The 904-nt window shown below is 44.6% G+C and carries 1 protein-coding gene; it reads left to right on the top strand.

Annotation, left to right across the window (positions count from 1 at the left end; genetic code table 11):
- Positions 1–904: hypothetical protein (locus tag D7Y06_RS26345; RefSeq protein WP_158591511.1), on the top strand; the 904-nt coding region annotated here is incomplete at both ends.

Below are 904 nucleotides of genomic sequence, written 5' to 3'. Positions count from 1 at the left end.
GAAGTGGACGCACAGTTCAACCAATGGACACAGCCCAAAAGCACGACATTAAAGGTCAATGTGACTGCAAACGACCCAAACGGTTTGTTAAAGGGAGGAACACCGACATCCGGTCAGGCTGGGAACAGCGGTAACAGCAGTTCTTCTTCTCCTGCTTCTGGTACGGTCAAGGCGTTAGGAAATGCACAGATCGGGCACTCTTTTGCAGACGGTACGATCGGTGCGCCTAAGACAGAAACGGCATTAATAAATGAACTTGGGAATGAGACAATTATTGACCCGGAGAGCGGTACTTATGAAATCGTCAAAGGCGGTGCGCAGTTCCGTAAAATCAAAAAGGGACAGATTATCCTGAACCACTTGCAGACACAGGCATTGCAGAAATATGGAAAGATATCATCCTTTGGGAAGATGCTGTTTGGAGGAAATGCAAAATTAAAAGGTTCTTCCTATGCCAGCGGTGAGGCAGGAGCAACGAACCCAGGCACGAAAAAGCCTTACAACAATAATGGCAGCAGCAGGAAACCATCCTCTTCTAACAATAGTTCGGATTCAGCATCCAGGGCAGTCCAAAAAGCAGCCGATACAGCCAAAGAAGCAACGGAAGAAATCTTTGACTGGATTGAGCGCAGGATAAAGAAATTCCAGGCCGCATTTGACAAGTGGATCAAACAGGCAGAAACCGCAGTTACAAGCGGATTTATTAATAAGTATTATAAGAAAGCCACGTCTGCCATCAAAAATGAATTGTCAACATATGGCAAGGCATACAAAAGATACATGAAGCAGGCGGATTCCGTTGGATTAAGCAAGAAATATCGTGACAAAGTAAAGAACGGTACGATTGACATTGAAACCATTAAGGATGAAAAGCTTGCGGAACAGATAAAGAAATACCAAGAAT

The organism is Roseburia sp. 1XD42-69, from assembly GCF_003612565.1.
GTDB lineage: Bacteria > Bacillota > Clostridia > Lachnospirales > Lachnospiraceae > Roseburia_B.
The sequence above is the reverse complement of the archived record's forward strand: the minus strand, read 5'-3'. Positions and strand labels throughout refer to the sequence as shown.